The sequence below is a fragment of the Streptomyces sp. CA-106110 genome (genome assembly GCF_050936285.1).
Classification (GTDB): domain Bacteria; phylum Actinomycetota; class Actinomycetes; order Streptomycetales; family Streptomycetaceae; genus Streptomyces.
In genome coordinates this window covers 3,403,430-3,417,582 of sequence record NZ_JBNJNB010000001.1, presented here as the reverse complement: position 1 = coordinate 3,417,582, position 14,153 = coordinate 3,403,430, and the positions used below count along the sequence as shown (strand labels likewise).

12 protein-coding genes and 1 pseudogene are annotated in these 14,153 nt (G+C 70.9%); 1 reads left to right on the top strand and 12 read right to left on the bottom strand.

Annotated features, from left to right (window positions below):
• Positions 1 to 9: 9 nt before the first annotated feature.
• The 12 genes and pseudogenes from ACQEXA_RS15665 to ACQEXA_RS15610 all read right to left on the bottom strand — a co-directional run bounded on the left by ACQEXA_RS15665 (position 10) and on the right by ACQEXA_RS15610 (position 12,816).
• Positions 10 to 1,152, bottom strand: coding sequence for an aliphatic sulfonate ABC transporter substrate-binding protein (locus tag ACQEXA_RS15665; protein ID WP_432934079.1), 1,143 nt, complete (start codon positions 1,150 to 1,152; stop codon positions 10 to 12).
• A 313-nt stretch (positions 1,153 to 1,465) separates the two neighbouring features.
• Positions 1,466 to 2,794: a sulfate adenylyltransferase subunit 1 gene (locus tag ACQEXA_RS15660; protein WP_360990003.1), complete on the bottom strand. Its 1,329-nt coding sequence runs from the start codon at positions 2,792 to 2,794 to the stop codon at positions 1,466 to 1,468.
• A gap of 2 nt (positions 2,795 to 2,796) precedes the next feature.
• Positions 2,797 to 3,741 carry a sulfate adenylyltransferase subunit CysD gene (gene cysD / locus ACQEXA_RS15655; RefSeq protein ID WP_432934082.1) on the bottom strand — a complete coding sequence of 315 codons (945 nt, stop codon included), beginning with the start codon at positions 3,739 to 3,741 and terminating at the stop codon, positions 2,797 to 2,799.
• Positions 3,738 to 4,274 carry an adenylyl-sulfate kinase gene (gene cysC, locus ACQEXA_RS15650; protein ID WP_359401818.1) on the bottom strand — a complete coding sequence of 179 codons (537 nt, stop codon included), beginning with the start codon at positions 4,272 to 4,274 and terminating at the stop codon, positions 3,738 to 3,740. The genes cysD and cysC overlap by 4 nt, the downstream gene beginning before the upstream one ends.
• A 26-nt stretch (positions 4,275 to 4,300) precedes the next feature.
• Entirely contained in the window at positions 4,301 to 5,011 is a 711-nt protein-coding gene (locus tag ACQEXA_RS15645) for a phosphoadenylyl-sulfate reductase (RefSeq protein WP_432934084.1), read from the bottom strand.
• Positions 5,008 to 5,187: a hypothetical protein gene (locus tag ACQEXA_RS15640; protein WP_059129589.1), complete on the bottom strand. Its 180-nt coding sequence runs from the start codon at positions 5,185 to 5,187 to the stop codon at positions 5,008 to 5,010. The genes ACQEXA_RS15645 and ACQEXA_RS15640 overlap by 4 nt, the downstream gene beginning before the upstream one ends.
• A complete protein-coding gene (locus ACQEXA_RS15635; RefSeq protein WP_432934086.1) occupies positions 5,184 to 6,875 on the bottom strand; it encodes a nitrite/sulfite reductase in 1,692 nt (563 codons plus the stop codon). The genes ACQEXA_RS15640 and ACQEXA_RS15635 overlap by 4 nt, the downstream gene beginning before the upstream one ends.
• Before the next feature lie 124 nt (positions 6,876 to 6,999).
• Positions 7,000 to 7,083, bottom strand: coding sequence for a putative leader peptide (locus tag ACQEXA_RS15630; RefSeq protein ID WP_345942706.1), 84 nt, complete (start codon positions 7,081 to 7,083; stop codon positions 7,000 to 7,002).
• A 126-nt stretch (positions 7,084 to 7,209) separates the two neighbouring features.
• Positions 7,210 to 7,782: a GNAT family N-acetyltransferase gene (locus ACQEXA_RS15625; protein WP_432934088.1), complete on the bottom strand. Its 573-nt coding sequence runs from the start codon at positions 7,780 to 7,782 to the stop codon at positions 7,210 to 7,212.
• 62 nt (positions 7,783 to 7,844) lie between these two features.
• A complete protein-coding gene (locus ACQEXA_RS15620; RefSeq protein WP_432934090.1) occupies positions 7,845 to 9,233 on the bottom strand; it encodes a hypothetical protein in 1,389 nt (462 codons plus the stop codon).
• Between the two features lie 150 nt (positions 9,234 to 9,383).
• Positions 9,384 to 10,760: pseudogene (locus tag ACQEXA_RS15615) on the bottom strand (GAF domain-containing protein).
• 421 nt (positions 10,761 to 11,181) lie between these two features.
• Complete coding sequence (locus tag ACQEXA_RS15610) at positions 11,182 to 12,816, bottom strand: acyl-CoA dehydrogenase family protein (protein WP_432934092.1); 1,635 nt, start codon at positions 12,814 to 12,816, stop codon at positions 11,182 to 11,184.
• 122 nt (positions 12,817 to 12,938) lie between these two features.
• Here ACQEXA_RS15610 and ACQEXA_RS15605 point away from each other — a divergent pair, with 122 nt between their 5' ends.
• Positions 12,939 to 14,108: a YihY/virulence factor BrkB family protein gene (locus ACQEXA_RS15605; RefSeq protein WP_432934094.1), complete on the top strand. Its 1,170-nt coding sequence runs from the start codon at positions 12,939 to 12,941 to the stop codon at positions 14,106 to 14,108.
• Positions 14,109 to 14,153 lie beyond the last annotated feature (45 nt).

The following is a 14,153-nucleotide window of genomic DNA, read 5'->3' as shown; positions in this document are numbered from 1 at the left end:
GGTCTGGGCTTACTTGGCGCCGAGGCCGGCGTCGTCGACCGTGCTCTCGCCCTCGTCCTTGAGGACCTTGTTCAGAAGGGTCAGGTCGTAGATGCCGTCCAGCTTCGGGGCCTTGAGCAGGCCCGCCTTGACCGCGTGCTCCGCCTCGGTGTCGAGGGTGGAGGCCAGCGGGTCGTCGGTGATCTGGATGGACTTCCACGCCGGGTCGAGGACGTCGGCCGGCAGGGCCTTGCCGGAGTCGGTCTCCAGCTGCTTGTTGGCCGCGGCCTTCGCCTCGTCCGAGTTGGCGTTGATCCACTTGTTGGTCTCGACCGACGCCCTGAGCACCGCCTCGACGGCCTTCGGGTGCTCCGTGAGGAACTTCTGCGACACGATGATGTTCGTGATCACGAACTTCTTGTCGGGCCACAGGGACGACTCGTCCAGGAGCACCTTGCCGCCCTCGGCGACCAGCTTGGAGGCGGTCGGCTCCGGCACCCAGGCGCCGTCGATCGACCCGGCCTTGAAGGCGTCCGGCGTCACCTTGTTGTCCGTGCGCACGACGGACACGTCGCCCTTGCCGCTCTCGGCGTCGACCTTCCAGCCCTGCTCCGAGATCCAGTTGAGGAACGCGACGTCCTGCGTGTTGCCGAGCTGAGGCGTGGCGATCTTCTTGCCCTTGACGTCCTTCAGGGACGTGATCTTCTTCGGGTTGACCACCAGCTTCACGCCGCCGGACGCCGAACCGCCGATGATGCGCAGGCTCTTGCCGTCCGACTTGGTGTAGCCGTTGATCGCCGGGGAGGGGCCGATCCAGCCGATGTCGATGGCACCGGAGTTGAGGGCCTCGATCTCGGAGGGGCCCGCGTTGAAGATCTGGTACTTGGCCTGCGTGGCGCCGAGCGACTTCTGGAAGAAGCCCTTCTGGACGCCCACGAGCGCGGTCGCGTGGGTGAGGTTGCCGAAGTACCCGATCTTCACGGAGTCAAGACCGTCGATCTTCTTGGCCCCGGCGGCGACCTTCTGGTCGGACGAGTCGCTCTTGGCCTGGGAGCCGTAGCCGCAGGCGGCGAGGGTGAGGAGGGGAAGAGCAGCGAGCACGGCTATGCCGCGACGCAGGATGGGGGTGCCCCCATTCGAGCGATGCCGGGAAAGGGGGAGGTTGGCAGGCACGGGAGGTGCTCCTCTCGTTGGCCCGGCGGTCACGGTCTTTCAGGTCGTGGCCGGGAGGTCGGCAGGTTTTCGTCGTCTCTTCCGATGCGGGGGTACCTCCCTGCCCACGGCGGTCCCGCCGCTCGGCCGAAGCCGGGTGCGGGGGAGAAGCCGAGAGCTCGCGGGAGGGTGGGGGGTCGGCCGGGCGCGCAGGCAGTGCGCGTACGTCACCGTGCACATCGCGCGACTCCGCCCTGCCCGCTGCCGAGGGCGCCGCTGCCGACACGGCCGCCCTCCTTCGCGAACATGGAGTAGAAGCAGGTGGTGGTCATGATCAGAAGTCCCACCCGTCGTCGTCGGCCTCGTCCTTCACCGGCTCGGGCGCGGCGAACGACTCGCCGACCATGCCCGCGGTCAGGGTGGTGCCGTCGGCCGGGTCGATCAGGATGAACGAGCCCGTGCGCCGGGAGTCCGCGTACGCGTCCACCGGCAGCGGCTCGGCGGTACGGATCTTCACGCGGCCGATGTCGTTGGCGACGAGCTGCCCCGGGTGCGGGTGCAGGGACAGGTCGTCGAGCGTGAGCCGGGACGGGATGTCCTTGACGATCGCCTTGACCGTGCGGGTGCCGTGCTTGAGCAGCACGCGGTGACCGACGGTCAGCGGCTGGTCGGCGACGTGGCAGACCGTCGCCTCGATGTCCTGGGTGGTCGCGGGCGCATCCTTGCTCGGCACGAGCAGGTCGCCGCGCGAGATGTCGACGTCGTCCTCCAGCAGCAGGGTCACCGACTGCGGGGTCCACGCCACATCGACCGGCTTGCCCAGCAGATCGATACCGGAGACCTTCGAGGTGCGGCCGGAGGGCAGGACGGTGACCCGGTCACCGACGCGGAACGTGCCGGCCGCGATCTGCCCCGCGTACCCGCGGTAGTCCGGGAGCTCGGCGGTCTGCGGACGGATCACGTACTGCACGGGCAGCCGCGCGTGGCAGTGCGCCAGGTCGTGGCTGACCGGGACGGTCTCCAGGTGCTCCAGCACGGTCGGGCCGCCGTACCAGTCCATGTGCGCGGACGGCTCCACGACGTTGTCGCCGGCCAGTGCGGAGATCGGTATCGCGGTGACCTCGGGGACGCCCAGCTCGGTGGCGTAGGCGGTGAACTCCTTGGAGATCGCCGCGAAGACGGGCTCCTGGTAGTCGACCAGGTCCATCTTGTTGACGGCGAGCACGACGTGCGGGACGCGCAGCAGGGCGGCGATCGCGGCGTGGCGGCGGGTCTGCTCGACGACGCCGTTGCGGGCGTCGACGAGGACCACCGTGAGCTCGGCCGTCGAGGCGCCGGTGACCATGTTGCGGGTGTACTGCACATGCCCGGGGGTGTCGGCGAGGATGAACCGGCGGCGCGGGGTGGCGAAGTAGCGGTAGGCGACGTCGATGGTGATGCCCTGCTCGCGCTCGGCGCGCAGACCGTCGGTGAGCAGCGCGAGGTCCGGTCCGTCCTGGCCGCGGCGCGCCGAGGCGCGCTCGACGGCCTCCAGCTGGTCGGCGAGGACCGACTTGGAGTCGTGCAGCAGCCGCCCGACGAGGGTGGACTTGCCGTCGTCGACCGAACCCGCGGTCGCGAACCGCAGGAGGGTGGTGGCGGAGAGTTCGGTGGTCGTGGTCATGGCTAGAAGTACCCCTCGCGCTTGCGGTCCTCCATGGCGGCCTCGGAGAGCTTGTCGTCGGCGCGCGTCGCGCCGCGCTCGGTGAGTCGGGAGGCGGCGATCTCGGCGATGACCTGCTCCAGGGTCACCGCGTCCGAGTCGACGGCACCGGTGCAGGACATGTCACCCACGGTCCGGTAGCGGACGAGCCGCTTCTCGACGGTCTCGCTGTCCTTCGGACCGCCCCACTCACCACCGGTCAGCCACATGCCGCCCCGCTGGAAGACCTCGCGCTCGTGCGCGAAGTAGATCTCGGGCAGTTCGATGTGCTCGCGGGCGATGTACTGCCACACGTCCAGTTCGGTCCAGTTGGACAGCGGGAAGACGCGGACGTGCTCGCCGGCGGCGTGGCGCCCGTTGTACAGCTGCCACAACTCGGGGCGCTGGCGGCGGGGATCCCACTGGGAGAACTCGTCGCGCAGGGAGAAGACGCGTTCCTTGGCGCGGGCCTTCTCCTCGTCGCGGCGGCCGCCGCCGAAGACGGCGTCGAACCGCTCGCCCTGGATCCTCTCCGTGAGGGGCAGGGTCTGCAGCGGGTTGCGGGTGCCGTCGGGCCGTTCCTTGAGCACACCGCGGTCGATGTAGTCCTGGACGGAGGCCACATGGAGGTGCAGCCCATGGGCGGCCACCACACGGTCCCGGTACTCCAGCACCTCGGGGAAGTTGTGCCCGGTGTCCACGTGCAGCAGCGAGAACGGCACCGGCGCGGGGGCGAAGGCCTTCAGCGCGAGGTGCAGCATGACGATGGAGTCCTTGCCGCCGGAGAAGAGGATCACCGGCCGCTCGAACTCGCCCGCAACCTCGCGGAAGATGTGGACCGCCTCGGACTCCAGCGCGTCCAGATGGCTCAGGGCGTACGGGTTGACCGTGCCCTCGCCGCCCCCCTTGACCTCGGCGACGGTCGTCATGCCAGTCCCCTTTCGCTGAGCAGCGCGTACACGGCCGCCGCGGACTCCTGCACGGTCTGGTTCTGGGACTCGATCCGCAGATCGGGCGAGAGGGGCTCCTCGTACGGGTCGTCGACGCCCGTCAGGCCCTTCAGCTCGCCCGCTGCCTGCTTGGCGTACAGGCCCTTCACATCGCGTACGGAGCACACCTCGACAGGGGTCGCCACATGCACCTCGAGGTACGGCGCCCCGCTCTCCTGGTGGCGCTTGCGCACCGCCTCACGGCTGTCCGCGTACGGCGCGATCACCGGTACGAGCGCCTTGACGCCGTTGCGGGCGAGCAGGTCGGCGAGGAAGCCGATGCGCTGCACGTTCGTGTGCCGGTCCGCGCGGCCGAAGCCGAGGCCCGCCGAGATGAACTCGCGGATCTCGTCGCCGTCGAGCACCTCAACACGGTGCCCCTCCTCGCGCAGGCGGCCCGCCAGCTCGTACGCGATGGTGGTCTTGCCGGCACTCGGCAGACCCGTGAGCCAGACGGTGGCCCCGGTCGTCACGTATGTCTCCTGAATGTCCGTCATGGTCAGTCGTGCAGCCCGCACTCGGTCTTGCCCCGGCCCGCCCAGCGCCCGGCCCGCGCGTCCTCGCCCGCGAGGACCCGGCGGGTGCAGGGCGCGCAGCCCACGGAGGCGTAGCCGTCCATCAGAAGCGGGTTGGTCAGGACGCCGTGTTCGGCCACGTACGCGTCCACGTCGTCCTGGGTCCAGCGGGCGATGGGCGAGATCTTGACCTTCTGCCGCTTCTCGTCCCAGCCGACGACCGGGGTGTTCGCCCGGGTCGGGGACTCGTCCCGGCGCAGTCCGGTCGCCCAGGCGTCGTAGCCCGTCAGCCCCTCCTCCAGGGGCTGCACCTTGCGCAACTTGCAGCACAGGTCGGGGTCGCGGTCGTGCAGCTTCGGGCCGTACTCGGCATCCTGCTCGGCGACCGTCTGACGCGGGGTGAGCGTGATGACGTTGACGTCCATCACCGCCTCGACCGCGTCACGGGTGCCGATGGTCTCCGGGAAGTGGTAGCCGGTGTCGAGGAAGACGACGTCGACGCCGGGCCTCGCGCGCGAGGCGAGATGGGCGACCACCGCGTCCTCCATGGAGGAGGTCACGCAGAAGCCCGTGCCGAAGGTGTCGGCCGCCCATCGGAGGATCTCCAGCGCGGAGGCGTCCTCCAGGTCGCGCCCAGCCTGCTCGGCCAGTGCCCTGAGTTCGCCGGTACCCCGCTCGTCCCGAGTCGTCGTCATGTCCCGTCCCCTCCCCGATCGGTCTGCACGAGCCCCCGGGCCAACAGCCCCAGGAACTTCAGCTGGAAGGCTCGATTGCACGCTCCGCACTCCCATGCGCCGTGGCCCTGCTCGCTCGGACGCAGATCCTCGTCGCCGCAGTAGGGGCAGTAGAAGGGGGCGGCCCGCTCGCTCACGACAGCGCCTCCTCGGAAGCCCGGGCCGCCCAGGTCGCGAACCGCTCGCCCTCTTCGCGTTCCGCCTGGAACCGCTTGAGGACGCGCTCGACGTAGTCCGGCAGCTCCTCCGAGGTGACCTTCAGGCCGCGGACCTTGCGGCCGAAGCCGGCCTCCAGGCCGAGCGCGCCGCCCAGGTGCACCTGGAAGCCCTCGACCTGTCGGCCCTGGTCGTCGAGGACCAGCTGGCCCTTGAGGCCGATGTCCGCGACCTGGATACGGGCGCAGGCGTTCGGGCAGCCGTTGATGTTGATGGTGATCGGTTCGTCGAAGTCGGGGATGCGGCGCTCCAGTTCGTCGATCAGCGAGGAACCGCGCGCCTTGGTCTCGACGATGGCGAGCTTGCAGTACTCGATACCGGTGCAGGCCATGGTGCCGCGCCGGAATGGGGAGGGGTGCACCGTGAGGTCGAGCGCCTCCAGGCCCGACACGAGCGAGTCGACCTGCGACTCCACCACGTCCAGCACGATCATCTTCTGCTCGACCGTCGTACGGACCCGGCCCGAGCCGTGCGCCTCGGCGAGCTCAGCGATCTTCGTCAGCGTGGCGCCGTCGACCCGGCCGACCCGGGGGGCGAACCCGACGTAGAAACGGCCGTCCTGCTGCCGGTGCACACCGACGTGGTCGCGCCAGCGCTCCACGGGCTGCTCGGGCGCCGGGCCGTCGACCAGCTTCCGCTGCAGGTACTCGTCCTCCAGCACCTGACGGAACTTCTCCACGCCCCAGTCGGCGACGAGGAACTTCAGCCGGGCGCGGTTGCGCAGCCGCCGGTAGCCGTAGTCACGGAAGATCGAGATGACGCCCTCGAAGACGTCGGGCACCTCGTCCAGCGGGACCCACGCGCCGAGCCGCTGCCCGATCTTCGGGTTGGTGGACAGACCGCCGCCGACCCACAGGTCGAAACCCGGGCCGTGCTCGGGGTGGACGACGCCGACGAAGGCGACGTCGTTGATCTCGTGCGCCACGTCGAGCAGCGGCGATCCCGAGATGGCGGTCTTGAACTTGCGCGGCAGGTTCGAGAACGCCGGGTTGCCGATGACCCTGCGGTGGATCTCCTCGACGGCCGGGGTGCCGTCGATGATCTCGTCCTCGGCGATGCCGGCGACGGGCGAGCCGAGGATCACGCGGGGGGTGTCACCGCAGGCCTCGGTGGTGGAGAGACCGACGGCCTCCAGGCGGTTCCAGATCTCGGGCACGTCCTCGATCCGGATCCAGTGGTACTGGACGTTCTGCCGGTCGGTGATGTCGGCGGTGCCGCGCGCGAACTCCTGCGAGATCTCGCCGATGACGCGCAGCTGAGGTGTGGTCAGCCGGCCGCCGTCGATCCGGACGCGCATCATGAAGTACGTGTCGTCCAGCTCCTCCGGCTCCAGGATCGCGGTCTTGCCGCCGTCGATCCCGGGCTTGCGCTGGGTGTACAGGCCCCACCAGCGCATCCGGCCCCGCAGGTCGTTGGGGTCGATGGAGTCGAAGCCCCGCTTGGAGTAGATCGTCTCAATGCGTGTCCGCACATTGAGACCGTCGTCGTCCTTCTTGAACTGTTCGTTGCCGTTGAGCGGGGTGAAGTGACCCACGGCCCACTGGCCCTCGCCACGGTGACGGCTCACCTTGCGGCGGGGCGTGGCAGGATTCTCCGGGGTGGCAGCCATGGTGGATACGTCCTTCGGACAGGCAGGGGAAGCGGCTCTGACCTGCGCGCACGGGCATGCGAGAGGCGTGCGCGGCAGTGCGCGACGAGGCAAATAAAGGGAAAACCGGGCTGGCTGGAGGCTGTCAGCTCGCCGGACAGATGGCGCTGGACATGCGGCCGAGGTCGACGTGCCGCCGACTCACCAAGGCAACTCCAGTTCCAGACATGATGGAAGCGTGGCACGGTGCTCTGGACGCAGTCCAGCTTTATCCATCATGCGGACACCCTTGTCCCGGGATGTGGAACAAGGGTGTCATCGGTCACAGGACCGTGAATGGTTGTGTCAACGCAGGTCAGGCTGGGTACGCCCCAGGCCAGGGCCCCGGGGTCGGCGCGTCGGGCTCCTCCTCGACCTTGGTGTCGAAGAGCCTGAAGCCACGGCGCAGGTAGTTGTCCATCGCGTGTTCGCCGTCCTTGCTGCACGTATGCACCCACACCCGCTTCGTCGGGGCCAGCCCGGGCCAGCGGTCCGCGAGGTCCCAGGCGCGGGCGGCGCCGTACGACAGCAGGTGCCCGCCGATGCGCCGGCCCCGGAACGCCGGGAGCAGCCCGAAGTAGAGGATCTCCACCGCGCCCTCGTCCTGCGGTTCCAGCTCCACGTACCCGGCGGGCGTCCCCCCTTCGTGAGCGACCCAGGTCTCCACACCCCGCCGGTTCAGATGTTCCTCCCACCGGGCGTACGTCCAGCCGAGCCGGTCGGTCCAGCGGATGTCCCCGCCGACCGATGCGTACAGAAAGCGGCTGAACTCCGGCGAGGGCACCTGGGCACGGACGACGCGGACGTCGCCCTCGGGGGCCTTCGCGGGCAGCACATCGGCCGGGGACGTCTGCTCCAGGGACCACGTGGTCACGGTGAGGGTGCTCATGCGGTCAGGGAATCACGGAGGTCCGCGGTACGACAAAGGGGTCGCGGCCGGGGGCCGGGCTCCTAGTCCAGCGCGTCGTCCACCGAGTCCAGCGGCACCGCGTACAGCACCCGGCCCCCGGCCGCCGTGAGTCCCTCGTCCGCGTCCTCGCTCACGGCTCCCACCGTCAGCGTCCACAGCTCGCCGGTCTCCTGCCAGTACGACAGGGAGGCGGTGTGGCGGCCCCAGCAGGCCTGGGTCTCGTCGGCTGAGCAGGTGGCCGCCTTGGCTCCGGAGGCGTTCTGCCGCCAGAGCGTGCCGTGCCGGCCGCGGACGGTGGGCGCGGGGTCGACGTACCAGTCGCTCCGGGCCGCCCCGTTGCGCCGGTGCGAGAGCACGCCCCGCACCCCGGTCGCCTCCGTCTCGTAGGACTCGCTCGCCGCGACGTCGTGGTGCGTGTCGGTGGCGAGCAGACCGGCGTGGCGGGGCACGGTGCTGAACGGGTAGCGCCACAGGCGGGTCGATGTGGCGCTGCTGCCGGCACGCAACCGCTCGGCGGCCACCAGGCTGTGCGGTGTCGAGGTGCGGTCGAGCGAGAGCGCGGAGAAGCAGGCGACCGAGCGGTCGTCGGCGGTGGAACAGGGGCCGCCGGTCAGACGGTAGGAGCCGATCGTCGGGAGCACGTACTGGTAGCCGTGCGCGGCATAACCGCGGCCGACCCGGCCGATGGCGGGGCTGTCGACGTCCGCCCGCAGGATGCGGTGCAGGTCGAAGACCAGCAGGGAGTCGCGGGAGGTGACGAAGAGCTTGTCCCGGTACCAGACCATGCCGGACAGGGTGGTGCGTACGGCGCTGAAGTCCTTGCCGCCGGCGCGCGGGGCCACCAGCAGGACCCAGCGGTAGGCGAGGCGGGCGCGGTCGTCGGCGTCGACGAAGGCGATACGGGCGAGGCCCCGGTCGGCGGCCGGCTCGCCCGGCGCGCGGTCGTTGTGCGTCCAGCCCGCCAGGATGACCCGGTCGGGGCCCCAGCGGCCGTCTGCTTCGGCGTCCCCGGAGGTGGTGACGGACCGGGGCAGCCACTGCGCGGTCGTCGCGTCCTTGTGGTCCCAGCAGTACGCCCGCGTGGCGGTCGGCTTCACCGGCAGCGCGGCGGTCTCGGCGGCGTCGCACGCGGACCGGTCGCGCAGCGTGCGGTCGGCGGAGGCGAGGACGCCGTGGACGTCGACGCCGCCCCCCATCGCGTGGGTGAGCCTGTCCAGGGTGGTGCGGTCGGTGAGGTTTTCATGGAGGCGGAACGTCGCGGTCCGGGCCGCGCCGGTGACCCGGGTGAGGCTGCCGGGGTCGTCCCCGCCGGCGGCCTGTGAGGTGCTGATCAGCGTGGCGGCCGCGGTCAGCGCGAGCGCGGCCCCGGCCAGCGTGGCCCGCAGCGCACGACCCCTGCGCCTGCGGCGATGTCGGCCACGGTGCGTCATACAACCTCCCGGCGTAGGCCAACTGCTCCTCGGTGTCCGGACATTGACGTGAGGTGCGGGTGGGGTGGCCTGTGGGAGGGATGCTACGGCAGAAGGATGCGGAGCCGGTCGAAGACCGGGGAAAATGGAGGGTTGTCCCCACCATGAGGGCTAAACGCCGGGGCGGGGGACGAGCGGTGGGGCGAGCTGGAAGCCGGTCTCCGGGCCGGGCAGGGCCAGTTGTGCGCCGATGTGGTCCAGCAGGCTGCCCCGCGCCCGTACCACCCCCGGCGCCACCGAGTGCGGCAGCAGGTCACGGGGGTCGGCAGGGGCCAGCAACTCCACTTCCGCGGAATCGCAGAAACGATACGGCCGGTGTTCCAGGAACGCCCCCAGGTATCGGCGCACCCGGGACATCTCCGCGCGGACCGTGACCGTGCGGGCCGGGTCGCCGAACACGTCGGAGGCCAGGGCCGCGGCCGTGCGACCGGTGCGGCTGATGGCCAGCAGATAGAGCAACTCCGCGTGCCGGGAGCTGAGTTTATGGGTCCAGGAGCCCGTGTCGCCCGACACGGTCACCGACCAGCGGCGCGGGTGTGCCACGTCCAGGACGACACGTGTGGTGGGTACGGGTGCGGGTGCGGGTGCGTCCGCGATCCGGATCAGCCAGCCGCCCGGCAGCGGCTCCACCGTGCAGGGTCCCCAGGCCGGCAGCAGGCAGTGGCCGGCCGACAGCGATGTGGGCAGGGCGACACGACCGGTGTACGGCATCCCGGTCACCGCGGCCGTCCAGCCGTCCGTGTCCACCGCCAGCGCCCGGCCGCCCAGTTTGGCCAGCAGTGGTGCCGCCACCGCACGCAGCCGCTCCAAGGAGGTCAGATGCAGCTCCCGCAGCCGTGCCTCCGCGAGTTTCGCCACCGCGTCCACCCAGGCGAGCGTCGCCGGATGCATCGTCTCCAGCGGACCGCTGACGTCCACGACCCCGATCAGCCGGCCGTCGCGCGGATCGGTGATCGGGGCACCCGTGCATGTCCACGAAGCGTGGGACCGTACGAAGTGCTCCGAGGCGAACACCTGCACAGGGCGCCGGGTCACCGTCGGAGTGCCCACGCCGTTCGTGCCGACGACCCTCTCGCCCCAGTCCGCACCGGGCTCGAAGCCCATTCCGTCCGCCTTGCGCAGCACCGACGAGCTGCCCTCGCGTCACAGCACCCGCCCCTCCGCGTCCGCGACGACCATGATGTGCTGCGCCACGTCGGCGACCGACAGCAGGCCCTCGCGCAGCACCGGAAGAACGCGCCGCAGCGGCGAGTCCTGGCGGCGCCGCTCGATCTCCTCACGGCTCAGCAGGCCGGCCCGGAAGTCCTGGTCGGGGTCCACGCCGCTGCGCAGCATCCGTCCCCACGACGCCTCGATCACCGGGCGCGGCGCGACGGGGGCGCGCTGTCCCGAGAGCGTGGCGCTGCGTACTTCGTTGAGCACGCGCGCCGCCTGCGTGGCATCCAGCGCGACGAGCCGGGTGACGTCTTTCCTGGTCGAGTGCGTCACTGAACTTCCCCCTGTTCCTGGCTCGTTCGCCGTGGGCAGCTCAGCGGATGCCGCACGCCCCTCGGCTCACTCGCCGTGCGTGACCGCCGGCGGATTCCGGGCATGAGCCACGGAACCCGTGTTGACGCTGGGTCTCATCTTGCCGCCTGCCCGCTACGGAGGGGTGCACTCCGGCAACAGCGAGCAGCAAGTTGCAACCCCTTGCAACCCTGGCGAACGGTCCGGCGGTCATTGAAACTTGTTCAACGCCGCTCACGCGGCGGCCGTGGTCCTTGAAACGGGGCCAGGGGCGGGGGTGGTGCCGTGTCGGCGCAGCACCACCCCCGCCACACGCGCCCCCGGGGGGACGCGCGTTGCGTCACGGGCTTGGGGGAGCCCGTGACGTGCGCGCCCAGGGGGCCGTGAGAGACCGCGGCGAGCGTCAGACGACGGGCCGTGCCCGCTCCACCACCGTGGCCAGATCCAGGCTGTGCGGCAGCGTGCCGAAGGCCGAGCCCCAGTCGCCGCCGAGCCGGGAGGCGCAGAAGGCGTCCGCGACCTCCGGCGGCGCGTAGCGGACCAGCAGCGATCCCTGGAGCACCAGCGCGATCCGCTCGACCACGCGGCGGGCCCGCCCCTCGATGCCGTCCAGGTCGGCGAGTTCGGCGAGCAGGTTCTTGATCGCGCCGTCCAGGCGGTGGTCGGCGCCACGCGCCAGGCCGACCTCCTGTAGATAGGCGTTCAGGGCCTGCGGTTCGCGCTGGAGCGCGCGCAGCACGTCGAGCGCCTGGACGTTGCCCGCGCCCTCCCAGATGGAGTTGAGCGGGGACTCCCGCAGCAGCCGGGGCATGCCCCACTCCTCGACGTAGCCGTTCCCGCCGAAGCACTCCGACGCCTCCGCCACCAGCGGAGTGCACCGCTTGGTCACCCAGTACTTGGCGGCCGGCACCGCGAGCCTGAGGAACGCCCGCTCCTGCTCGCTGCCGTCGTCGTAGGCCGCCGCGAGCCGCAGCCCGAGGGTCGTAGCCGCCTCCGACTCCAGGGCCAGGTCGGCCAGTACGTTGCGCATCAGGGGCTTGTCGACGAGCGTGCCGCCGAACGCCTCCCGGTAGGTGCAGTGATGGATCGCCAGCGCCACGGCCTGCCGCATGAGCGCCGCCGAGCCGAGGACGCAGTCGAGCCTCGTGGCCGCCACCATCTCGATGATGGTGCGCACCCCGCGCCCCTCCTCACCGACCCGGCGCGCCCAGGTGCCGTCGAACTCGACCTCGCTGGACGCGTTGGACCGGTTGCCGAGCTTGTCCTTGAGCCGCTGGATCATGAAGACGTTCCGGGTGCCGTCCTCCAGCACGCGCGGGACGAGGAAGCAGGTCAGCCCGTCCGGTGCCTGGGCCAGCACCAGGAACGCGTCGGACATGGGCGCCGAGCAGAACCACTTGTGGCCCGTCAGCTCGTATGTGCTGTCCTCGGCGAGCGGCCGGGCCGCCGTCGTGTTGGCGCGCACATCGCTGCCACCCTGCTTCTCCGTCATGCCCATGCCGAAGAGGACACCGGCCTTCTCCGCGGCGGGACGCAGACCCCGGTCGTAGACCATGGACGTGAGCCGGGGCTCCCACTCGGCGGCCAGCGCCGGGTCCGTGCGCAGCGCGGGCACCGCCGCGTGGGTCATCGACAAGGGGCAGCCGTTGCCGGCCTCGGCCTGCGTCCAGAGCACGAACGCGGCGGCGCGGCGGACATGCCCGCCCGGGCGCGGCCAGGCCGAGGTCAGGCCCGCGGCCACACCCTTGCCGAGCAGCCGGTGCCAGGCCGGATGGAACTCGACCTCGTCGATGCGGTTGCCGTAGCGGTCGTGGGTCCGCAGCTTCGGTGGGTTCTCATTGGCCTGCGCGCCCCATTCCTGCACCTGGGCGGAGCCGACACTCCGCCCGAGCCCCGACAGTTCGTCGCGGGCCTCATCGAGAAGCGCGGGGTCCAGATGCCGCTCGACGGCCTCCACGAGGGCGCGGTCGGCGGTGAAGACGTCATGTCCCACCAGGGGCGGAGCCTGGTTGGTGACAGTGTGCGTGGTGGCTGCCATGGGCCGAACCTACCCCTCAGTACGCCATCGGTCACCCGTATCGCGCGGGCCGTGCGCCACCCCCTTCGAGCCCGTCCCACCGGGAGATGAGCCCGGGCACCGGCGGCGGATACCGTTGAGGCGTGCAGTCAGCAGCAAAAGAGAACCCCGAGCCGCCGTCCGGCCGCCTCCACCGGGCACGTGCCCTCTACCGGAACGTCTCCAAACGCAGGACCGCCTGGCTGCTGCTGAAGGACACGGTCGACTCGTGCCTGGAGTACCGCATCCTCGGCCTGGCGGCCGAGGCGGCGTTCTTCACGCTGCTGTCCGTGCCGCCGCTGCTGCTGAGCCTCATCGGACTGCTGGGCTACGTCGACGACTGGACCGGTGCCGACACCATCCAGAGCCTGGAGAACAACCTCCTGGAGGCCTCCCGCACGGTCCTGTCCGACAGGGGTGTCGCGCAGATCGCCCAGCCGATCCTGCACGATGTGATGAAGGGCGGACGGCCCGATGTGATCTCCATCGGGTTCCTGTTCGCGCTGTGGTCGGGGTCGCGGGCGGTGAACGTCTTCATCGACACGATCACGGTGATGTACGGGCTCGACGGCACCCGGGGCATCGTGAAGACCCGGCTGCTCGCGTTCGTCCTCTTCATCGTGGCACTCCTGATCGGCTCGGTCGCGCTGCCGCTCATGGTGGCGGGGCCGGACGCGGTCGTGAACGTCGTGCCGTGGTCGACGACGGTCGTGCAAGTCCTGTACTGGCCGGTGGTCATCGTCCTGTCGATCGTGTTCCTGACGACGCTGTACCACGTGTCCGTTCCCGTGCGGTCACCGTGGGTGGAGGACGTACCCGGGGCCCTGGTGGCCCTCGCGATGTGGGTGCTCGGCTCCTTCCTGCTGCGCATCTACCTGACCCACACCATCGAGGGCCCGACGATCTACGGTTCGCTGGCGGCGCCCGTCGCCGTGCTCCTGTGGATCGGTGTGTCCGCCTTCGCGGTGCTGGTGGGCGCCGCCGTGAACGCGGCCATCGACCGGGTCTGGCCGGCCGCGGCCACCGCGGCGGCCCGCGAGGCCAACGAGCGGCTGCGTCAGGAGCAGGCCGCGGAGTACGTGGCCCGCGCCGCGGCGGGCCGCGCGGACGACCCCGACGACCTCGACGACGCGGACGACCCGGACATGCCGTCCGAGTTCCCGGAGCGCTGGTCGCGCTTCCTGCCCCCGGAGGACGTCACCTCCCGCCTGCGGACACAGGTCCGCAGCGCCCCCCACCCGCCGCGGAAGGGTGACGACGGGTCGCGGGAGTGAGACGGACGCCCCGCTCCTCGCCCTCCCGGCGCGGGCCCGTTCCCC

Coding starts and splice junctions, on each gene's coding strand:
- ACQEXA_RS15660 (WP_360990003.1), bottom strand. CDS start 2,794: ATGACCACGACCACCGAACTCTCCGCCACCACCCTCCTGCGGTTCGCG.
- cysD (WP_432934082.1), bottom strand. CDS start 3,741: ATGACGACCGTCGCCGAGGTCAAGGGGGGCGGCGAGGGCACGGTCAAC.
- ACQEXA_RS15645 (WP_432934084.1), bottom strand. CDS start 5,011: ATGACGACGACTCGGGACGAGCGGGGTACCGGCGAACTCAGGGCACTG.
- ACQEXA_RS15635 (WP_432934086.1), bottom strand. CDS start 6,875: ATGGCTGCCACCCCGGAGAATCCTGCCACGCCCCGCCGCAAGGTGAGC.
- ACQEXA_RS15630 (WP_345942706.1), bottom strand. CDS start 7,083: ATGTCTGGAACTGGAGTTGCCTTGGTGAGTCGGCGGCACGTCGACCTC.
- ACQEXA_RS15625 (WP_432934088.1), bottom strand. CDS start 7,782: ATGAGCACCCTCACCGTGACCACGTGGTCCCTGGAGCAGACGTCCCCG.
- ACQEXA_RS15620 (WP_432934090.1), bottom strand. CDS start 9,233: ATGACGCACCGTGGCCGACATCGCCGCAGGCGCAGGGGTCGTGCGCTG.
- ACQEXA_RS15610 (WP_432934092.1), bottom strand. CDS start 12,816: ATGGCAGCCACCACGCACACTGTCACCAACCAGGCTCCGCCCCTGGTG.